The sequence below is a fragment of the Devosia sp. MC532 genome (genome assembly GCF_016461625.1).
GTDB lineage: Bacteria > Pseudomonadota > Alphaproteobacteria > Rhizobiales > Devosiaceae > Devosia.
This window is the reverse complement of the sequence record NZ_JAEMNZ010000003.1, coordinates 217,670-238,066: the sequence shown is the minus strand read 5'-3', so window position 1 is coordinate 238,066 and position 20,397 is coordinate 217,670. Positions and strand designations below refer to the sequence as shown.

Annotated in this window: 20 protein-coding genes; 8 read left to right on the top strand and 12 right to left on the bottom strand. The window is 57.1% G+C overall.

Annotated elements, in window-relative coordinates:
• Positions 1-136: 136 nt before the first annotated feature.
• The 6 genes from gyrB to mutM all read right to left on the bottom strand — a co-directional run bounded on the left by gyrB (position 137) and on the right by mutM (position 8,931).
• Complete coding sequence (gyrB, locus tag JHC09_RS05725) at positions 137-2,566, bottom strand: DNA topoisomerase (ATP-hydrolyzing) subunit B (protein ID WP_182394634.1); 2,430 nt, start codon at positions 2,564-2,566, stop codon at positions 137-139.
• Positions 2,567-2,694: 128 nt separating this feature from the next.
• Positions 2,695-3,813: a DNA replication/repair protein RecF gene (recF, locus tag JHC09_RS05720; protein WP_199531162.1), complete on the bottom strand. Its 1,119-nt coding sequence runs from the start codon at positions 3,811-3,813 to the stop codon at positions 2,695-2,697.
• Positions 3,814-3,910: 97 nt separating this feature from the next.
• A complete protein-coding gene (dnaN, locus tag JHC09_RS05715) occupies positions 3,911-5,032 on the bottom strand; it encodes a DNA polymerase III subunit beta (protein WP_199531161.1) in 1,122 nt (373 codons plus the stop codon).
• Between the two features lie 202 nt (positions 5,033-5,234).
• A complete protein-coding gene (dnaA, locus tag JHC09_RS05710) occupies positions 5,235-6,707 on the bottom strand; it encodes a chromosomal replication initiator protein DnaA (RefSeq protein ID WP_169194279.1) in 1,473 nt (490 codons plus the stop codon).
• 892 nt (positions 6,708-7,599) lie between these two features.
• Positions 7,600-7,866, bottom strand: a complete 267-nt coding sequence (gene rpsT, locus JHC09_RS05705) for a 30S ribosomal protein S20 (RefSeq protein ID WP_169194280.1) — start codon at positions 7,864-7,866, stop codon at positions 7,600-7,602.
• A 177-nt stretch (positions 7,867-8,043) separates the two neighbouring features.
• Positions 8,044-8,931, bottom strand: a complete 888-nt coding sequence (mutM, locus tag JHC09_RS05700) for a bifunctional DNA-formamidopyrimidine glycosylase/DNA-(apurinic or apyrimidinic site) lyase (protein WP_199531160.1) — start codon at positions 8,929-8,931, stop codon at positions 8,044-8,046.
• A 96-nt stretch (positions 8,932-9,027) separates the two neighbouring features.
• Here mutM and ubiE point away from each other — a divergent pair, with 96 nt between their 5' ends.
• The 5 genes from ubiE (at position 9,028) to JHC09_RS05675 (ending at position 13,240) form a co-directional block, all read left to right on the top strand.
• On the top strand, positions 9,028-9,792 hold the full coding sequence (gene ubiE / locus JHC09_RS05695; protein ID WP_199531159.1) for a bifunctional demethylmenaquinone methyltransferase/2-methoxy-6-polyprenyl-1,4-benzoquinol methylase UbiE: 765 nt from the start codon (positions 9,028-9,030) through the stop codon (positions 9,790-9,792).
• 2 nt (positions 9,793-9,794) lie between these two features.
• Positions 9,795-11,333 carry a 2-polyprenylphenol 6-hydroxylase gene (ubiB, locus tag JHC09_RS05690; protein ID WP_199531158.1) on the top strand — a complete coding sequence of 513 codons (1,539 nt, stop codon included), beginning with the start codon at positions 9,795-9,797 and terminating at the stop codon, positions 11,331-11,333.
• 84 nt (positions 11,334-11,417) lie between these two features.
• Entirely contained in the window at positions 11,418-12,044 is a 627-nt protein-coding gene (locus JHC09_RS05685) for a hypothetical protein (RefSeq protein WP_199531157.1), read from the top strand.
• A complete protein-coding gene (dut, locus tag JHC09_RS05680; protein WP_199531156.1) occupies positions 12,041-12,502 on the top strand; it encodes a dUTP diphosphatase in 462 nt (153 codons plus the stop codon). The genes JHC09_RS05685 and dut overlap by 4 nt, the downstream gene beginning before the upstream one ends.
• Positions 12,503-13,240, top strand: coding sequence for a HesA/MoeB/ThiF family protein (locus JHC09_RS05675; protein WP_199531155.1), 738 nt, complete (start codon positions 12,503-12,505; stop codon positions 13,238-13,240).
• Here the strand turns inward: JHC09_RS05675 and JHC09_RS05670 are convergent.
• Entirely contained in the window at positions 13,237-14,007 is a 771-nt protein-coding gene (locus tag JHC09_RS05670; RefSeq protein ID WP_199531154.1) for an alpha/beta hydrolase, read from the bottom strand. The two genes, JHC09_RS05675 and JHC09_RS05670, sit on opposite strands and share 4 nt — an antisense overlap.
• A gap of 153 nt (positions 14,008-14,160) precedes the next feature.
• Here JHC09_RS05670 and infC point away from each other — a divergent pair, with 153 nt between their 5' ends.
• The gene (infC, locus tag JHC09_RS05665) at positions 14,161-14,697 is read left to right on the top strand and encodes a translation initiation factor IF-3 (RefSeq protein WP_182396073.1); all 537 of its coding nucleotides are present in this window, start codon (positions 14,161-14,163) and stop codon (positions 14,695-14,697) included.
• A gap of 169 nt (positions 14,698-14,866) precedes the next feature.
• On the opposite strand, the gene JHC09_RS05660 is transcribed toward infC, so the two are convergent.
• The 5 genes from JHC09_RS05660 to irrA form a co-directional block, all read right to left on the bottom strand.
• Positions 14,867-15,763: a ribokinase gene (locus tag JHC09_RS05660; protein WP_199531153.1), complete on the bottom strand. Its 897-nt coding sequence runs from the start codon at positions 15,761-15,763 to the stop codon at positions 14,867-14,869.
• The gene (locus JHC09_RS05655) at positions 15,760-16,299 is read right to left on the bottom strand and encodes a DUF1697 domain-containing protein (RefSeq protein WP_199531152.1); all 540 of its coding nucleotides are present in this window, start codon (positions 16,297-16,299) and stop codon (positions 15,760-15,762) included. Before JHC09_RS05655 ends, JHC09_RS05660 begins: the two co-directional genes overlap by 4 nt.
• On the bottom strand, positions 16,296-16,901 hold the full coding sequence (locus JHC09_RS05650; RefSeq protein WP_199531151.1) for a YdeI/OmpD-associated family protein: 606 nt from the start codon (positions 16,899-16,901) through the stop codon (positions 16,296-16,298). The genes JHC09_RS05655 and JHC09_RS05650 overlap by 4 nt, the downstream gene beginning before the upstream one ends.
• A gap of 2 nt (positions 16,902-16,903) precedes the next feature.
• A complete protein-coding gene (locus JHC09_RS05645) occupies positions 16,904-17,755 on the bottom strand; it encodes an arylamine N-acetyltransferase (protein ID WP_199531150.1) in 852 nt (283 codons plus the stop codon).
• A gap of 144 nt (positions 17,756-17,899) precedes the next feature.
• Positions 17,900-18,340, bottom strand: a complete 441-nt coding sequence (gene irrA / locus JHC09_RS05640; protein ID WP_169194293.1) for an iron response transcriptional regulator IrrA — start codon at positions 18,338-18,340, stop codon at positions 17,900-17,902.
• A 177-nt stretch (positions 18,341-18,517) separates the two neighbouring features.
• On the opposite strand from irrA, the gene fabA reads away from it, so the two are divergent.
• Both fabA and fabB read left to right on the top strand, forming a co-directional pair.
• Positions 18,518-19,045: a 3-hydroxyacyl-[acyl-carrier-protein] dehydratase FabA gene (fabA, locus tag JHC09_RS05635; protein ID WP_169194294.1), complete on the top strand. Its 528-nt coding sequence runs from the start codon at positions 18,518-18,520 to the stop codon at positions 19,043-19,045.
• A 78-nt stretch (positions 19,046-19,123) separates the two neighbouring features.
• Positions 19,124-20,350, top strand: coding sequence for a beta-ketoacyl-ACP synthase I (fabB, locus tag JHC09_RS05630; protein WP_199531149.1), 1,227 nt, complete (start codon positions 19,124-19,126; stop codon positions 20,348-20,350).
• Positions 20,351-20,397 lie beyond the last annotated feature (47 nt).

The following is a 20,397-nucleotide window of genomic DNA, read 5'->3' as shown; positions in this document are numbered from 1 at the left end:
CTAGGCGCTGTCGGCCCCCGAGATAACCCCCGCGCAGGGAACAGTGATGTTCGATTTCCTGAACAATTTCGGCTCGCCCAAAACAAAAAAGCGGCCCCCGAAGGAGCCGCTTTTATCGTCAAACTTATCCCCGGCCTTACACGTCCAGGTTAGAAACGTTCAGTGCGTTTTCCTGAATAAATTCACGGCGAGGTTCAACCAGGTCACCCATCAACTGAGTGAAAATCTGATCGGCCTCACCGGCCGTTTCATTGAGCTGAACGCGCAAGAGAGTACGAGCATTTGGATCGAGCGTCGTTTCCCATAGCTGCTCGGCGTTCATCTCGCCAAGACCTTTATAACGCTGCAGCGACAGGCCCTTACGGCCAAAGTCCGTGACAGCCTTAAACAGCGAACCGGGACCATAGACGGGAATGGTATCGCCCTTACGCGTCAGGGTCGGAACGCCGCCGTAGAGATCATCGAGACGCTCGGCCATCTGGCGCAGCTTGCGCGCATCGGCGGACTGAAGCAGCGCCCGGTCAATCGCATGGTTCTCGGTCACGCCGCGAACAGTGCGCGAGAAGACAAGGGCGTCCTCGTCATTGACCGCACCCGTCCAACCGCGCTCAAGCTCGTCCGAAATGCGATCCAGACGGTTTGATACGCGGGTCAGCGTCTCCTGCATCTTTGCAGGTTCTGTCAGCCCTTCCATATCCAAACCGCCAACAATTGCGGCCTGCTCAACCAGACTACGGTTGTATCGCAGGTTCAGATTGTTGATGGCGTGGGTGATGTCACGGGCCTGCTGCAGAATGGAAAGCAGGTCAGCGCCAGCATGGCTTGAGCCGTTGCGGGTGTTAAAGACAGCGTCTTCAATACCATTTTCAAGCAGGTAATCTTCAAGCGCGCGTTCGTTCTTGAGGTAAAGCTCGGAACGGCCACGGGTTGCCTTATAGAGCGGCGGCTGCGCGATATAGATATGACCACGTTCCAGCAGAGCTGGGGTCTGGCGGTAGAAGAAGGTCAACAACAGGGTGCGAATATGCGCGCCGTCGACGTCCGCGTCGGTCATGATGATGATCTTGTGATAGCGCAGCTTATCAGGATCAAACTCTTCGCGACCAATACCGGTGCCCAGCGCCGTGATGAGCGTGCCGACCTGATCGGACGAGATCATACGGTCAAAGCGTGCGCGTTCGACGTTGAGGATTTTACCACGCAGGGGAAGCACAGCCTGATTGGAGCGATCACGCCCCTGCTTGGCCGAACCACCCGCGGAGTCACCTTCCACGATGAAGATTTCAGACTTTGTCGGGTCGCGTTCCTGGCAGTCTGCAAGCTTGCCGGGGAGCGAGGAAATTTCGAGCGCGCCCTTACGACGGGTCAACTCGCGTGCCTTGCGCGCCGCTTCACGCGCCGACGCCGCTTCCACCACCTTCATGACGATGGCTTTGGCTTCCGCCGGGTGCTCTTCAAACCATTGGCCGAGCTTCTCGTTGACGATGTTTTCAACGACCGGGCGAACTTCGGAAGAAACCAGCTTGTCCTTGGTCTGGGACGAGAACTTGGGATCTGGCACTTTCACCGAAAGAACGCAGGTCAAGCCTTCACGGGTGTCATCACCAGTGAGATTGACCTTTTCCTTCTTGGTGATGCCAGAGCTTTCGGCATAGCCCGTCACCTGACGGGTCAGCGCACCGCGCAGACCTGCAAGGTGGGTGCCGCCATCGCGCTGGGGGATGTTATTGGTGAAACACAGCACGTTTTCGTGGTAGCTGTCGTTCCACTGCAGCGCCACTTCCACTGTGATCCCGTCTTTTTCCGAGATCATGTAGATGGGCTTGTCGATGCCGGGCGTCTTACCCTTATCGAGATAGGACACGAAGGCCTCAAGACCACCTTCGTAGAAAAGCTCGGTGGTGATCGGCTCGGACGGACGATTGTCCGCCAAATTGATGCGAACGCCAGAATTCAAGAACGCGAGCTCGCGCAGGCGATGCTCCAGCGTCTTGTAATCAAACTCCACCATGGTGAAGGTGTCGGTGCTTGGCAAGAAGGTGACTTCAGTGCCCGAGCGACCTTCATATTCGCCCACGACCGCCAACGGCTCGTTGGCGTCACCATGGGTGAAGCTCATCTCGTGGATCTGACCATCGCGACGAATACGCAGCTTCAGGAAGACGGACAGCGCGTTCACCACCGACACGCCCACGCCGTGCAAGCCACCGGAAACCTTGTAGGAGTTCTGGTCGAACTTACCGCCAGCGTGCAGCTGGGTCATGATCACTTCGGCCGCCGAAACGCCTTCTTCCTTATGGATGCCCACAGGAATACCACGACCATTGTCGGTCACGGTGCAAGAACCGTCTGCGTTCAGCGTTACCGTCACAAGGTCGGCGTGCCCGGCCAGAGCTTCGTCGATGGCGTTATCGACCACCTCATAGACCATGTGGTGCAGGCCAGAACCGTCGTCCGTGTCCCCGATGTACATGCCGGGGCGTTTACGCACCGCGTCGAGGCCTTTCAGCACGCGAATGCTGTCGGCACCATACTCATTCGGGGTCGGGTTTTCGCTATCGCTCATGAGGTCCGAATCGCTCGATTTCAGATATCTTTAGTACTAGCCCAAAGGGGCGCAAACCCCAAGGAAATTGGCACTTTGACGGTGTTTGACCGGGGATTGAGCCCGGTATTGCCGCACCCTCGCGCGGCTTAGTGCGAATGAAGGCTCAAGCGCCCATCACGCACGGTAATTCTTTGTGCCCGATCTTCGAGCGCCTCGAAGAGAATAGGGTCTGTACCCGTCAAAAAACACTGCGTTTCGAGCCCATCAAGGGCTGCAAAAAGGGCCCGGCGCCGATCTGGGTCGAGATGGGCGGCAATTTCGTCAAGAAGCAGGAAAGGGACAATCCCGGTGCGCAGTCGCACCAAACGGGCGTGAGCCAAAATGAGCCCGATCAGGAGCGCCTTTTGCTCCCCTGTTGAGCCCAATGCAGCGGGCATCGCCTTTTGGCTGTGGACGACATCGAGATCCACCCTATGCGGTCCTGATGTGGTGCGTCCTGCAGCACGATCAAGCCCCCGCAAATCATGCCAGCGTTGCGCCAGCAGACCTTCAAGATCAGCAGACGTCTCAGGCACAGCCACATCGTCAAACAAGGGCGTCAGCGACAACAGTGCTGCCGGGAAACTGCCCTCTTCAACACTTTCGACGATCAGCGCCTGAAGATGCTGTAGGCTGTCGGCCCGATTGAGATAGACCGATGCGCCGAATTGAGCCATCTGCGCCTCGACCGCCGAAAGCCAACGCGCGTCCCCGCCCTCTTCAAGCAGCTTATTGCGTTGCCGCATGGCTTTTTCAAAGTCAGTTACAGCGGAGGAGTGGGAAGGGATGAGTGTCGTGACCAAGCGATCGAGAAACCGCCGCCGTTCGCCTGCGGGCCCCGAGAAAAGCCCATCCATGGCCGGGGTGAGCCAGAGCACGCGCATATAGTCACTCATGGCCTCAATGGATCGCGCATTGGCCCCATTGATCCGCACGCGACGACCGCCGTCGGCCAAGGCGCCAGTGCCGATATCTGTGGGACCCAGCTCGGTCTCAATTGTCGCGGCGACGGCCCACGGCAGATCCGATCCGTAACCCTGGAGCGTGTCAAAGCTGGCCCCGCGCAATCCGCGACCGGGTGATAAAACAGACACCGCTTCCAATAGATTGGTTTTACCCGAGCCGTTTGCGCCTGTGAGCACGACATGGCGCTCATCAATGTCGAGCGCGGCGCTCGCATAATTCCGGAAGGCGGTAAGGCGAATACGAGAAAGATGGCGGATCAAATTCTAGCCCCTTTCCCACTAGGCCTTTGAATCGGAAGACCTCCCCCGACGGGAGAGGTCCTGTTAGTCAAGATATAGGCTTTAGCGCAGAAGCCTCTTAGACGCGCATCGGCATGAGGACATAAAGCGCATTGGCTTCGCCCTCTTCCTTCACCAGCGTTGGCGAGTTCGCATCGTTAAACAAGAACTCTGCGCTTTCAGAGCGGATCTGGGTGATGATGTCGAGAAGGTAACGGGCATTGAAGCCAATCTCAAAACCTTCGACGTCGAACTCAACCGCCACTTCTTCGCTTGCTGTTCCGTGATCCGGATTGGTCACAGTGAGTTCGAGAAGGCCATTAGAGGCCTGAAGCTTTACAGCCTTACCGCCGCGATCCGAAGCAATGGTCGACACACGGTCAACTGCAGTCGCGAAGCCCGCCTTATCAACGGTCATCAGCTTGTCGTTGTTCTTGGGCGTAACGCGATCGTAATCCGGGAAGGTGCCTTCGATGAGCTTGGAGAGCAGCACCACAGGACCGACCGTGAAGCGGATCTTGGTGTCCGACACTTCAACGTGGATGTCACCATCAACGCCATCGAGAAGTTTTTGAACTTCGCCAACGGTCTTCTTCGGGACGATAATGCCGCTCATGCCTTCGGCGCCATTTGGCGCTGGGATTTCAGCACGGGCCATACGGTGACCGTCCGTCGCAACGGCGCGGAAGAGGCTGCCGGTCGCCGAGTTTTCAATGGCATGGAAGTAGATGCCGTTGAGATAATAACGGGTTTCTTCGTTTGAGATCGCAAACTGTGTGCGTTCGATCAATTCACGCAGCGAAGACGCTGCGATTTCGAATTCATGCGCGAATGTGCCCGACTTGAGATCGGGGAAGCTGTCAGGCGAAAGACACGCCAAGTTAAAGCGCGAACGACCAGAGGTCAGGACCATATTGTCCCCACCGTCGGTTTCGAGCTTCACTTCTGAACCATCGGCGAGCTTGCGCACGATTTCATAAAGGGTGTGAGCCGGAACGGTGGTCGACCCTGGGGTCGAGACCATGGCAGGCACGCTTTCGGTGACCTCGATATCAAGGTCGGTCGCGCGCAACTCGATGTGGTCTTCACTGGCCTTGAATAGCACGTTGGCCAAGATGGGGTAGGTATTACGGCGCTCGACCACCCGATGCACATGGCTCAGCGACTTGAGCAGGTGATTGCGTTCGAGGGTAACTTTCATATCCGGCTAATCCTGGCGGTACGCTGCTGCAAACACCGGCCGATGGCCGGGTCTGGGACGTTTACAGTTTCGCCGCAAATTGGCAAGACCACTCCTCTGCAAGCTGTGGATCAGGGCTTCATTTTCCCGCCATCCACAACCCACATTTACGAAAAAAGGCGACCCTAGGGCCGCCTTTTGATTGCGTGTCAGACGAGGAGGCTTATTCCTCAAGCATGCGCTTCAAGAGCTCGATTTCCTGACCCAATTCCACATCGTCCTTGATCATCTGCTCGACCTTACGAACCGAGTGAAGAACGGTGGTGTGATCGCGACCGCCGAAGCGCCGGCCGATTTCAGGCAGCGAACGCTGGGTGAGCGCCTTGGCCAAGAACATGGCGATCTGGCGCGGACGCACAACGTCACGCGAACGACGGGCAGACAAAAGCTCGTTACGTGGCACCTTGTAGTGGCGCGAGACGATCTTGAGAATGTCTTCGATACGGACGCGCTTGGCATCACGAGCACGAATGAGATCGGCGAGAGTCTTTTCGGCCAGCGGTACGGTGATCAACTCACCGGTCAGCTGATTTGCAGCCACGAGACGGTTCACGGCGCCATCGAGGTCACGACCATGGCTATTCACAGCGCGTGCGATGTAGTCGATGACCGCCGTTGGGAACTGCATGCCAAAGCGCGAATTGACCTGATCAGCACGACGCTGAACGATGGCGCGGCGCAGCTCGACATCAAAATTCTGGATTGGAACGACCAAGCCGCCCGACAGACGCGACTTAACGCGATCATCAAGCATCTCGAGATCGCGCGGCGGGCTGTCGGCCGCCACAACAACCTGCTTGGCGCCGGTGAGCAGAGTGCCCAACGTGTGACCGAACTCGGTCGCCGACTTGCCCTGCAGGAACTGCATGTCATCGATCAGCAACAGATCAACACGGCGCAACCATTCCTTAAAGCCGAGCGCGGACTGGCGCTGAACGGCAGTAATGAAGTGGTACATGAAGTGGTCTGCGGTCAGATAGACGATGTTCTTGGACGGATCGGCTTCTGAAACAGCATGCGCAATTGCATTGAGAAGGTGCGATTTACCCAGACCGACCGAGGAATGAATAAACACCGGATTGAAGGTTACGGTATTGTTGATCGCAGCGTTGGCAATCTGCTTGGCCACACCGAAGGCCATGTCATTGGCTTCGCCTGAGACAAACGTCTCGAAGGTCATGCGCGGATCGATCGCGCTCCCCGAAAGGGCGTCACCATTCTTTGCTGTGCTCTGCGGCACAAGACGCGGCTGGGCAGCAGCGGATGCCGAAGGCGATGCGGCAGCGCTTGAGCTGTGGGCGATTTCCAGCACTGGCGCTTCTGGAGCAGGCGCTTCAACGACAGGCATGATGCGCTTGACCTGACCATTGACGCGCATGGTCACCTGGATGCGGGCAACATCAGGCAGATCATTGCGGAAAGCCTCAACGATACGATCCGAATAATTGGACTGAACCCACGAGCACAAGAAACGCGTCGGCGCGCTCAAGTGGACCAGATCTTCGACGATTTCTTCAAGTTCGAGACGCGCAAACCAGGAGGTAAAGACGTCTTCACCGACAGATGCCTTCAGACGGGCACGCACACGAACCCAAAGTTCGCGCTGATTTTCGGAAGAGTCTTGGGTGCCCGACATAACAGAATCGCCGCCTTTGTTCAAAATAGTAGAGGAGGGGTCGCTAGCTAAAGCCAAGTCATCCCTGCCCGCGGTCGCCTGTCGCATCATTGGTCGTGACCCCATGGTTGTTCTGCCGGATCCGCAAAGCCCGGCAGTAGTGTTCAAATTCACATCGCTCCAGCTTTCCGCCAGACGCAATGCTTCGCCGTTGCGCCCGAATTCGGGCACAAATCAAATCCCCGGCCGACAGAAGTCGCCGTTATCCTATTGACCTTTTATTGATCCGGCCTACCCGGCCGAAGGTCTACGCTCTGCCAACCTCGAATGACCCGACGGCGTTACGCTACGCTGCCGCCAAAACAATCTAACTCTGGCATTCCTTCTGACGAGGCCGTCAAAAGTACCACCCCAAACCCTCACCCAAACTGGGCTTATCTTTGGGTCGGCTCCTGTATTCAGGTTCCGTTTTCTCCCGCTGACCAAGGTACATTAGAGTGACGGTTTTCATGCCGCAACACGTGAATCGTTGAAATAGGGGCTTGACTCCGAACCTCATTTTTTCACGTCACCCGCCTCTCAAAAGCCCCTCTCAGCAAGGGCTTGTGACTCAAAGCAGATTCCAAACCTTAGCTGAACGATAAAGGTGAAAAATTTATTCGGCCTAGCTCTGAAAGTCGCTTTGCCGCAGCATTCTCTGCGCAACCCCTAACCGCATCAACCCGCTGCCCTAAAGGAATAAAACAGCCTGTGCCCGATCCGTTCCGGATCGTGCAGTCGTGTCCGTAGATCGACACATTACAGATTGATGACAGAAAAGCGTTCCCGGGACTCACCAACAAAAAGGGCTCCCTAAGGAGCCCAATTTTCTGACGTCCCGCGTCTGCCGAGTGGCGCCGCGGAGCCTCGCGTCTTAGACTGCGAGAGCCTTAACGCGGCTGTTCAGGCGGGAAACCTTACGAGCTGCCAAGTTGGCATGAACGATGCCCTTGGTCGCAGCGCGATTGATTTCTGGTTCCGCAACCTTGAGAGCGGCAAATGCTACTGCGTGATCACCAGCGGTGATTGCTTCTTCAACCTTACGGATGAAGGTACGTACGCGGCTGCGACGCGACTTGTTGATCGCGGTGCGAGCAGCAATCTTGCGGGTCGCCTTCTTGGCTGACGGCGTATTGGCCATGTCGGTCCTCTTGATCGTCCAGCCGGCAAACTCAGCGCGAATTGCTCGCGTCCGGCCCACCGGGAAAAATGAATGCGGCAGCAAGATGCCGCCAAGTTCGGGGTGCTATAGGGGATTGGCAGTGGAGCGTCAACTGGATTCAAACCCTGAGAGCTGCTCTGCCGCATACCAAATGCGCTAATGGCTCTTCTGGCACGAAGGGCAGAAAAAAGTCGAGCGCCCTGATTGCACAATGCGTTGAACTTGACCCGCACAATTGGCGCTCCGGCAGGGCTCCCCTTCGCGATCGTAGACGGCAAAATTATGCTGGAAATAGCCAGTTCCACCTTCAGCATTGCGGAAATCCTGCAAGGTCGAGCCCCCGGAATGGATCGCTTCCGTCAACACCTGACGGACAGCAATGGTGAGATCCTCTAGTGCTTTTTTGGGCTTTCCTTTGGGTGTCACCAAAGATCTCGCCTCAACAGTTGGCAAGATATGAGCGCGGTAAAGGGCTTCCGCCACATAGATGTTACCCAGGCCCGCCACGACTCGTTGATCGAGCAGCGCGGCTTTGACTGGAGCTTTTTTACCGAAAAAGCCTTTGGCTAATGCTTCAGCATTGAAATCATTGCCTAAAGGCTCGGGACCGATTCCCAAAAGATAGGCATTGTCGGCGCCGGTCTCAAAGAGATCGAGAAAGCCGAACCTCCGCGGGTCTGCATAAATGAGATGGCTCGATCCATGCTCGGGATGAGAGATCTCTGCGACAAAGTGATCATGCTTGGGTTCTGTGCCCGGTTCGTAATAGCGCGGAGGCTTATCGATTCCATGTTCGGCAAAGCGCCATGACCCGGTCATGCCCAAATGGCTCAGCAAGGTCTGGCCGTTTGAGAGCGCAATAAGAAGGTATTTTGCGCGCCGCCCAACATTGAGCACCCTCGACCCTTCGAGCTGTTCTTTCAGACTGACCGGAAAGGGAAAGCGCAGGTTCGGGCGGTTGAGCGTGACGGCCTCAAAGCGCGCGCCCGTCAGCCAAGGCTCCAAGCCCCTGCGAACAGTCTCTACCTCTGGCAATTCCGGCATCGTCTCTGAACTCCTTCACCCTCTTGCCGAACAGGCATGGGCATTTTGTTGGGCTTTATATATGGTGCGCGCAAAACCGACTATCGAGGCCAAGCCATGACAGAGCCACGCGAAACCACACATTTTGGCGAGCAGACAGTCCCGCTGGAAGAAAAGCAGGGCCTCGTCAACAAAGTGTTCCATGACGTAGCGGACCGCTACGATTTGATGAATGATCTGATGAGTGTCGGCGTCCACCGCCTCTGGAAAAGCGCTATGGTCGCCGAATTGGCGCCGCCCAAGTCCGGCTCGCGCCCCTATCGTGTGCTCGATATGGCGGGCGGCACAGGCGACATTGGCGAGCGCATCATCAATTCATCGCTCGGCCACGCTTCTGTCGTTGTTTCTGACATTAATTCGGACATGCTGCGCGTCGGCGCTGAGCGTGCCAAAACGTGGCGTTATCCCGATCAGGTGAGCTTTGTTGAGGCCAATGCCGAAGAGCTGCCCTTCGAGAGCAATAGCTTTGACGCCTATACAATCGCTTTTGGCATTCGCAATGTGCCGCGTATCCAGCGGGCACTCGACGAAGCCCATCGCGTTTTGAAGCGTGGCGGACGCCTTTTGGTGCTCGAATTTAGCCAAGTGGATGTCCCGGGCTTTGACGCGGTCTACAAATTCTATTCCGACACGGTCATTCCGCCGATGGGCAAGCTCGTCACGGGCGACGCGCAGCCCTACCAGTATTTCATCGAATCGATTCGGAAGTTCCCGAACCCGCCCGCTTTTGAAGCGATGATGACCCAAGCAGAGTTCAAACGCGTCAAGCACACCTCTATGACAGGCAATATCGCCACCCTCTTCTCCGGGTGGAAACTCTAAGCATGGCTTTGACGTCGTATTTCCGTCTGCTCAACGCTGGCTGGGTTCTGGCGCGCGAAGGCGCCCTATCGGTGCTCCCAAGCGAATCGTTGCCGCCAATTATGAAGCTGGGGATTCGCATGGGGCGCATCGTCGAGCGTCCCTCTGTGCGCAAAACGGGGAGCGTCGAGCGTCTCAACGCGGCACTCCACAAGCTGGGCCCCAGCTTTGTGAAGTTTGGTCAGACTCTAGCAACGCGTCCTGACATTGTCGGCGCACAGGCGGCGGCCGAACTTTCCGGATTGCAGGACCGCATGCCGGCTTTTGACGAAAAGCTGGTGCCCGGCATTTTGTCTGATGCGCTCGGCTCCAAGGCCAACCAACTGACCGAAATGAGCGGCCCCATTGCTGCGGCCTCGATTGCGCAGGTGCATAGGGCAAAGCTCGTCGAACCCGGTGAACTGCCCAAAACTGTCGCCGTCAAAATGCTCCGCCCCGGCGTCTCTGAGCGTTTTCATGCCGACACTGACGCACTCTACGCCGGTGCGCGCCTTGCTGAGACTTTCTCCTCCAAGAGCAGACGTCTACGCCCGACAGAAGTGGTCAAAACACTCGACCATTCGATGCGCCTTGAGCTGGACCTGCGCCTTGAGGCTGCGGCCATCTCGGAAATGGCCGAGAACATTAAAGACGACGCTGGCTTCCAAATCCCGGACGTACAATGGGACCATGTCGCGCAAAATGTGCTGACCACCACCTGGGTCGACGGCATTCCCATTCGCGATCACGCGGCGATAGACGCCGCTGGCATCGACCGCAAAAAACTCGCCTCCAACGTGCTGCAGTCGTTCTTGCGCCACGCTATTCGTGACGGCTTCTTCCATGCCGACATGCATCCGGGCAATCTGTTTGCCGACCCAAAGAGCGGCGATGTCATCGCTGTCGACTTCGGCATTATGGGACGCCTGTCGATGCGCGAGCGTCGCTTCCTGGCCGATATTCTTTATGGCTTCATCACCCGCGACTATCGTCTCGTAGCGCAGCGCCATTTCGACATTGGCTATGTTCCACCGAGCCAATCGGTGGATGATTTCACTCTTGCCATTCGCTCCATCGGCGAGCCGCTGCACGGGCGCACTGCCGAGAACATTTCCATGGCACGTGTCCTCGGCCAGCTTTTCACCATCACCGACCTCTTCCAAATGCAGACGCGGCCGGAGCTGGTGCTGCTGCAAAAGTCGATGGTGCTGGTCGAAGGGGTCGCTCGTACACTTGATCCAGAGCTCGATATCTGGACCGTGGCCGAGCCTGTGGTTGGCGAATGGTTGCGCCGTGAACAAGGCCCGATCGGGCGCTTAGAAGATCTCTATGGTCACTTCACCCGCGCTTATGAAGCGGCGGGGCGTGTGCCCAATTTGATCGCGCAAGCTGAAGCGACGCTGGAAGAGCACCGCGCCTTCCTCAATCGCCCGCACAACCCTCTCTCGCAAGCGCTCTCGCTCGGGCTACAAATGGGTGGGTTCATTCTTATTCTTGTGCTGATTGGCCACTTCATAAACTAAGAAATTGGCTTGGCGGCGCATCGTCTTGCGCAAAATGCGCGCCCACAATAATTTGCCCGCTAATTTCAATATGGGGGGATACCCATGACTTCGAACATTGTTGGCAAATTCGCCGCGGTCCTGCTGCTTGGCGCTGGCTTGGCTGGCTGCATGGACGCCGACGTAGAAGTGTCGTTCATGGATAGCGAAACCGCCCATGTGATGACCACGACGACTATGGGTGCGGACTTCTACGGCATGATCAAGGCCGCCGAGGCCGAAGCGCCAGCCGACGGCGACGACGCCATGGGCGAATTCAGCGAGTCCTTCTGCGCTGAAGGCGATTTGACTGAAAACGCCGATGGCAGCGCTGTTTGCGTTGAAATGATGCACGGCACGCTCGATGAGCTAAACGCGCAAAACGAAGAAGAAGGTGGCATTCACTTCGCCGCTCAGGACGATGGCACCGTCCGCGTCTCTATGCCGATGTCTGCACTCAACGCCCAGCTGGGTGCTGAGGAAGAAATGGATGCGGACACCAAGGCGATGATGGTCGCTATGTTCGAAGGCCATGCCATCACCTTCACCATTATTGGCGAAGAGATCCTCGACACCAATATGACCGTGTCTGACGACAAGACCTCGGTTTCCCTCGAACTCGAGTTCGCCAAGCTCCTCGCGGGCGACACCGAGTTCCCTGAAGAATACTACGCACTGGTACGCACTCCGTGACACAAGACCTGACCGTTCGCTTTAAACTCCTCCCCCATGGCGAGGGCCTTGCCCTCCCGGCTTATCAGTCGGCTTTAGCGGCTGGGGCGGACATGCGAGCTGCGGTTGGTGAAACTGAGCCTGTCGAGCTTTTGCCCGGCAGGCGCGCCATCATTCCCTGCGGTTTTGCCATGGCCATTCCCGCAGGCTATGAGGCGCAGGTCCGCCCGCGTTCGGGTCTCGCGGCCAAGCATGGTCTCACAGTCCTCAACTCTCCAGGCACGATCGACGCTGATTATCGCGGCGAGGTTATGGTGATCCTGCTCAATACCAGCGATGTGCCCTTCACCATCACGCGCGGCGAACGCATTGCACAGATGGTGATTGCCCCTGTGGTGCAGCCTCGCTTTGAGGTCGTGACCGATCTCGACGAGACCGTGCGTGGCGCAGGCGGCTTTGGATCGACCGGCACGGCTTAAATGACGCCCCACACCCCGCCCCATCTTTCTGCTGACGAGACTAAGCGCTACGCGCGTCATCTTGTGCTCAAAGATTTTGGCGGGCAAGGGCAGCAAGCGCTCAAGGGCGCAAGCATAGCGATTATTGGCGCGGGCGGCCTTGGCAGCCCAGCCATTGCCTATCTCGCGGCCGCAGGCATTGGCCGCTTGGGGATTTTCGACGCCGACACTGTTTCGCTGAGCAATTTGCAGCGGCAGATCGTGCACAGCACTGCTCGTATTGGAATCAATAAGGCCGAAAGCGCTGGCCGCTTTGCCCTGTCACTCAATGAGCATGTCGCACTCGAGCTTTTTGCCGAAATGCTCACGGCTGAAACCGCGCAGCGCTTCCTCACGCCCTATGACATCGTGCTTGATGGCACGGACAACCTCGCCACACGCCGCGCCGTGGCAGACGCCTGCGAAATATTGCAAAAGCCGCTCGTCTCTGGTGCCGTCTCGAGTTTTTCAGGTCAACTCACCGTCTTTGCACCTCATCTGGGCGGCCCCAAGCACAGCGACGTCTTTGCCGATGAGGCAAACGACGACACCCTCCCCTCCTGCGAGGCCAATGGCATTTTGGGTCCGGTGACGGGCGTCATCGGTACGCTGATGGCCATGGAGGCCATTAAGCTCGTCAGCGGTGTTGGCACGTCGCTGATCGGTCGGCTGATGCTCTATGACGCCAAGGACGCGCGGTTTACCGAGATTGCCCTTTAAGAGGCAATCATGGGCTCTAGCGCCGCGCGCAGCAGCGCAAGATCCTGCGGCCGCGATAAGCGATGGTCGCCATCGGGGATCAAAGAGAACGTCACCGGGTCATGCAGAATATGGGTCAGTAGTTTTTCGACATGCTGCCGCGGCACGTCTGTGTCTAAACCGCCTTGCAGAATATGCACCCGACACCCCGTCTCGATCACCTTGCCCAAGAGCAAATGATTACGCCCGTCTTCGAGCAGTTCTCGCGTATAGCGACAGCTGCCGTCTCCATAGGCGCTGACCCGGTCATAATAGCCTTGAGTGAGAATCAACGCGCGCTCTTCTGGGTTGAGCCGCGCCGGGATCAACACTTCCGTGGCGTCCACCGCAGGAGCGATCAAAACGAGGCCCTTTAGAGGCTTGCCTTCAACGAGGCGTTTGCGCGCGAGCAGCAGCGCCAACCAACCGCCCATGGACGAGCCGACAACAATCTGCGGTCCTGTCGTCGTGGAGAACGCCGCCTCGGCCTCTTCCAGCCAGCGACTGATGGTTCCCGCGTTAAAGTCACCGGGCGAGTCGCCAATCCCAGCGTGGTCAAACCGAGTGACCGAAAGACCCTTTTCTGCCCCAAACGCATCCAAGGCTGTTGCCTTGTCGCCGGTCATAACGGATCGAAAACCATTAATCCAAAATAGCCCGGGGCCGTGTCCGTCGCGCTGCAATGAGGCGATTTCTCGGGCTTCAGAGCCGTTACCAAGGGTAATAATGCGTTTGTTTAAGGAACTCATGCGTGACTTGGTCGATTTTGTGATAGAGCAGCAATGGATTTCATGCCATTGAGCGCATAAATCAACTGCTTCGGCTGTTGACTTATGACGCAGCTAGCACGATTTTAGGGCCGATTTCAGCCCTTCCTAATAATAGCACAAGGAACGCTTGCCATTCGCCGTCCAATGAGACCCGTTGCGCCCCAGAAAGATGGGCCGCTTGCAAACGAGGACATCACTAGCCCCGACGTTCAGCTCATTGATGCGGAAGGCCAGAATCGTGGCATCGTCCGCACCCGCGAAGCGCTCGCCGAAGCGCAGGAAGCTGGCCTTGACCTAGTTCTGATCGCCGCTAATTCGCAGCCGCCGGTCGCCAAGATGCTTGATCTTGGCCGCTACAAGTACGCCGCCCAAAAGAAGGCAGCGGAAGCGCGCAAGAAGCAGAAGGTTATTGAAGTCAAAGAAGTTCAGATGCGTCCGAACATCGATGACCACGACTACAACACCAAGATGAAGGCTGTGCAGCGCTTCCTCGAAGACGGCGACCGCGTGAAAGTCACGATGCGTTTCCGTGGTCGTGAAATGGCACACCAAGATCTGGGCATGGCCTTGCTCATCAAGGTCAAAGAACAGACTGAAGCTGTTGCTAAGGTTGAATCTCAGCCACGTGCCGAAGGCCGTCAGATGGTCATGGTGTTGGCACCAAAATAAGTCGCACCGACTTATACGAGTTTTGAAAAGCGGGTCCTCGGGCCCGCTTTTTTATTGGCTGCGCCATTACGCGGCGAAGGAGCAGACCTGCACCATGCCGCAAATGTGATCCTTAAAAATAAAAAGCCCCGCTCGCGCGGGGATCAATAAGGCATCTGAGGCACAACTGTTAAGCGCCCAGAATGTCTTCGACATCTGCCTTGGTTGGGATGGCAGGCTGGGCACCAGCCTTGAGGCAGGCAAGCGAGCCGGCAATTGCTGCCCGCGCCATCGCGTCCTTGAGCGAAAAACCTGCGTCGAGTGCTGCCGCAAGATAGCCACAGAAGGTATCACCGGCGCCAACGGTATCGACAGGGGTCACCTTATGAGCTGCAACCGAAATGACGCCTTCTGGCCCATTCGCACGCGCACCGTCAGGCCCCAGGGTGACAACAATGGTCTTGCCAGTCTTGTCAGCCCATTCGGCCATTGCGGCATCCAACTCTTCAATCGGACGACCCGAGAGCAGAGAAAACTCAGTTTCATTGGCCACAACGATATCGGCAAGCGGGGCGAGCCCCACTGTGTCTTCGAGGAATGGCGCGGTGTTGAGCACGCTGCGCACACCTTTTTCGCGGGCAATTTCAAGCGCACGCCGGGTCGCTGCCTGAGGCACTTCTTGCTGCACGAGAAGAGTGTCGTTGGCCGAGAGCCTAGCCAGCCCTGTGTCGGCATCCGCTGGGCTGACTGTGCCATTGGCACCGGGCAGGACAGCGATGACGTTCTCGCCATCCGCGTCGACAAAGATCATAGCGATGCCGGTCGCCGCTTGCGCCTTACGCAGCTGCGACAGGTCAACGCCGCCCTTTTCCAATAGCTCAAGGGCCATGCCTGCAAAGGCGTCGTCGCCGACCGCCGAGACATGCAGCACATCTGCACCAGCGCGACGAGCGGCCAAAGCCTGGTTCGCGCCTTTTCCGCCTGGAGCCATGGAGAAGGTACCACCGGCCACAGTTTCACCGGGCTTGGGCAGACGGGTCACAGTGCCGACTTGGTCGAGATTGGTAGAACCAAAAACAGTAATCACGTGAGCAGCTTTTCTATAGTGTTCCAGTTGCGCATGGTGCTGAGCCTGGTGTCTCCCAGGGCCCGGTAGAGCGGCTTGAGAACCGCTTCAACATTCTCTGTATAGCGCCCATTGGGCTGGCGATAAGCCGCAATGATGATCTCACGGTCGGTAATGCGCAAGATTTCGGTATCGCGCGGCCTGCTTTCGACCCTCACCTCAGACGGCAGCGGCGCGTCGAAGAAAACAACATGCCGGGTAAGGTCTGCAGTGGGGTCAATCGACTCGAACGGCGCGCTCGCGCGCAAGGCCTCAAGCTCGTGACGGGTGCGAACGACAACGAGAACCGGAAACTCGAAAGCAGCAGCCAGCGCTGCCTCTGCTCTCGCTTTCACTTCACCCTCGCTCCCGTCGTATCGAGCGCAGAAATTGCCGCTCGCCAATATGGTTCGCACCTCGTCAAATCCGGCCCTCTCAAGCGCCGCTTTCAGTTCCACCATTTTCATCTGGCGCTTGCCGACATTGACGCCATGCAGCAATCCCACCCAGACACTCATGTCTCAGCCAATCGCGCTTTTTGCGGATAGATCGTTTCGCCGCGCGCCAGCATCTCGACAAATTGCGCTATCCGCTTCTGGCGCGTCGCGGCCGTCTTAGCCCCATTTGTGCGATAGATCAGAGCGAAGCGGTTGTGGGCGGTGAGAATATCATATTGTCGTTGTGACGATTGATTGGCGGCAATTGCAGCAAGGAGATCGTCGGGAGCCTCTTGTGTCGTCGCATAAGCCGCGTCCCAGCGACCGTCCGCTTTTGCGGTCTCCACGTGAGCGAGGCCGTATGGTGTCATCAGCCCCGCCGCACTTAACCGCGCGACATTGTCTCGATTGACCTGACTCCACACTGATTTCTTTCGGCGCGGGCAATAGCGCTGCACGTAGGAGACATCGTCCCAGCTCTTCTTAATCGCATCAATCCATCCCCAGCAGAGAACCGCATCTATCGCCTCTACTGGGCTAATTGTGGCGCGACCTGAGGATTTTTTGAAAATCCGAATCCATATTTCTGCGTCACGATCGTTGTGGTTCGCCAGCCAGTCGTAGAACTCCTGAAAGCTCACGAACTCTCGCAGTGCCTCTTGAGCAACAACGACCGGCGCCATCGTTAGGCTTCGCTTGTCACTGGTTCTACAACCGGTCTTGGTGGTGCAAACCGAGCCAGAATGGGGTCAATGAGATCGGGCTCGGGCAGAACCAAACCAAAATCGGCAGTCAGGACCTGCTTGATATCCTGCCAGGCGGTGAGTTCGGTTTTTACCGGCGCCTCGCCCAAACCCTGCTCGGCATAGCTTGTATTGTGCAGTTTCAGGCGTTTCCCGGGCGGAGCGAGGGCGACGCGCAGCTGTGTTGTAAATGGGCTGCCGTCGCCAAGCGCGATCTCATGGTTGATCGCCGCAATGGTCTCGTCGTTCACCGTTTCGGTGGTGAAGACATAAACCGGCTTATAGTCATCATTGATTTTAACAAGCAGCGTCCACTGTCCATCCGATTGGATCAGCTTGAGCACTTCATGAGGGGTCTGCTGGTCGACATCAGCTCGTAACCGCAAGGGCGCAGACAACGACAACCCACCAAAGCCCACATCGGCAATGTAGCTTTGGCCAGAAATTTCAACCAGCAGCAGCATATGGGTCGGAGGCCGATCCCTTCCAGTTTCATCCGTCCAGACCACGCGCGCCAGCAACGGCCGGACCGTGTAGTCGAGATCGGTTAAAACACGCTGCAAAAGCGTATTGTGCTCGAAGCAATACCCACCGCGCCGATCAATCAGCAGCTTTTTCTCGAGGCTTAGCTGGTCTAGCGCGACAGGCACACCGAGCAATGGACTGAGGTTCTCAAAGGGAATGACCGCTGGATGGAGCGCATGAAGCGCCTCAAGTGTCGCCAGAGTGGGGGCGATCGATCCAGCAAATCCGATTCGGTCGAAATAGGCTTTGAGATTGACCTTGTCAGCCATAAGCCATCCTTGCCGCTGTTTATATCGCGTCTCTTTTACCACCCTCTTGGCAAAAGTCACAGTTGCTCAGAAGGGCAAAAAAGAACCCCTTGGCAACGCCACGGGGTTGTAATGGTTCATCACAGGATCGCCCTGTGCTGCTCGTTAGATCGCTTTGCGGACGCGGATGACGACATCAACGTGCGCCACTTCCATGCCTTCAGGCGCCGCAGGTAGCGACTTGAAGATCACCGAATCAGCAGGGATATCGATCATCCGTTGCTCGTCTTCCACGTAAAAATGGTGGTGATCTGAGGTGTCGGTATCGAAATAGGACCGGGAGGCATCAATCGCGACTTCACGCAGCAAGCCTGCTTCATGAAACTGATGCAACGTGTTGTAGATTGTCGCGAGCGATACATCGACGCTGGCAGTGGCCGCCTCGTCATGCAGTTGCTCGGCGCTAACGTGCCGGTGTGGTCCATTAAACAGGAGTTCAGCCAGCGCTACACGCTGTCGCGTAGGGCGCAATCCTGCCATTCGCAGAACTGCTGTCAAACATGGTCTGTGCGATTGAGGCCGAGCGGCTAGGCTGCTATCGTGCATGTGGCGAGAACTAGTCGTCTTCTTGCATCCGGAAATCCAGCCTTCTTTATAGTGCCGGACGGCTGCGGAGACAAGCTCTGGCCCGTACAAGGTTACTGAGTAAGCCTACCGGCTGGCTTGACCCTCCGGGGGAGCCCCTATACGAGACAAGGCTTGAATTTTAGTGGGGACGTGCTGATGGCCGACCGGCAACACGCATTTAATTATGAAGAATTGCTGGCCCATGGCCGCGGTGAACTGCCCGGTCAGGGCGATGCGCGCCTACCTGCGCCGCCAATGCTGATGTTTAATCGCATCACCGAAATTTCCGAGGATGGCGGCGCCTATGGCAAGGGCATGGTGCGCGCTGAGCTCGATGTGAACCCAGACCTCTGGTTCTTCAAGTGCCACTTCATTGGTGACCCGGTTATGCCGGGCTGCCTTGGCCTTGACGCAATTTGGCAGATGACTGGCTTTTTCCTGAGCTGGCTCGGTCAGCCGGGTAAAGGCCGTGCTCTTGGCGGCGAGATCAAGTTCACCGGTCAGGTGACCGATGACGTCAAGCTGGTAGAGTATGGTATCGATTTGAAGCGGGTTCTGAAGTCCAAGCTCACCCTCGGCATTGCTGACGGTTGGGTGAAGGCCGATGGCAAGCTCATCTATGAAGCTAAGGATTTGCGCGTTGGCCTGTTCACCGACTCGCAACTGCTTGAACAAAAACGCTAAGCCCATTTCTGGATTAGCACCGGGAAAAGGATTCGCCCGCCCCATGGCGAACTTTGTATACGACCTGACGAGGACCAAATGAGACGTGTTGTTGTAACCGGAATGGGAGTCATCTCCCCGATCGGCAACAGCCTCGATGAGGTCACTGAAAGCCTGCGCACAGCAAAGTCAGGCATTGTTTTTGCCGAGGATTATGCCGAACTGGGCTTCCGTAGCCAGGTAAAGGGCGATCCACGCATTGATCCGTTCGAAATTCTGGATCGCCGCGTCACCCGCTTTATGGGCAAGGGTGCTGCGTGGAATTATATGGCCATGCAGCAGGCAATTGCTGACGCTGGCCTGTCTGAAAGCGACGTGTCGAACCCGATGACCGGTATTGTCATGGGTTCTGGCGGCGCATCGACGCGCACGATCGTTGACGCGGCAGACATCACCCGCAAAAACACTAGTCCCAAGCGAATTGGGCCTCTGGCAGTGCCAAAGGCAATGGGCTCGACTGCGTCGGCAACCATGGCGACGGCCTTTGCCATCAAGGGCATCAACTATACGATCACCGCAGCTTGCGCGACGTCCAAGCACTGCATTGGCAACGCCGCTGAGCAGATCATGCTTGGCAAGCAGAACATCATGTTCGCTGGTGGTCACGAAGATCTCGACTGGTCGCTGTCGAACCTCTTCGACGCAATGGGCGCGATGAGTTCGAAGTATAACGAGACCCCATCGGTGGCCTCGCGTTGCTACGACGCGAACCGCGATGGCTTTGTTATCGCTGGTGGCGCAGGCGTTCTCGTGCTCGAAGAATACGAACACGCCAAGGCTCGCGGTGCCAAGATTTGGGCCGAGTTGGTGGGTTACGGCGCGACCTCTGATGGTCTCGACATGGTTGCCCCATCGGGTGAAGGCGCGGAACGCTGCATGCGTTTGGCTCTCGCCAATGTCAAAGCACCAATTGACTACATCAACCCGCACGCCACCTCGACGCCAGTGGGCGATCTCAAGGAAATTGAAGCGCTGCGCAATGTTTTCGGCAACGAAAACAGCTGCCCGCCGATCTCTGCCACGAAGTCGCTTACCGGCCACAGCCAAGGCGCGACAGGCGTGCATGAATCGATCTATTCGATCCTGATGATGAAGCACCGCTTCATTGCCGAAAGCGCCAATATCGTCGACCTCGACCCAGCTATGGCCGACATGCCAATTCTGCGTCAGCGTCGCGACAATGTCGATCTGGGCTATGTGCTCTCGAACTCGTTCGGCTTCGGCGGCACAAATGCCGCTCTGGTCTTTAAGCACCCAGACGCTTAAGCGATCCAAGATCTACAAAATACAAAACCCGGGCCAAAACCCGGGTT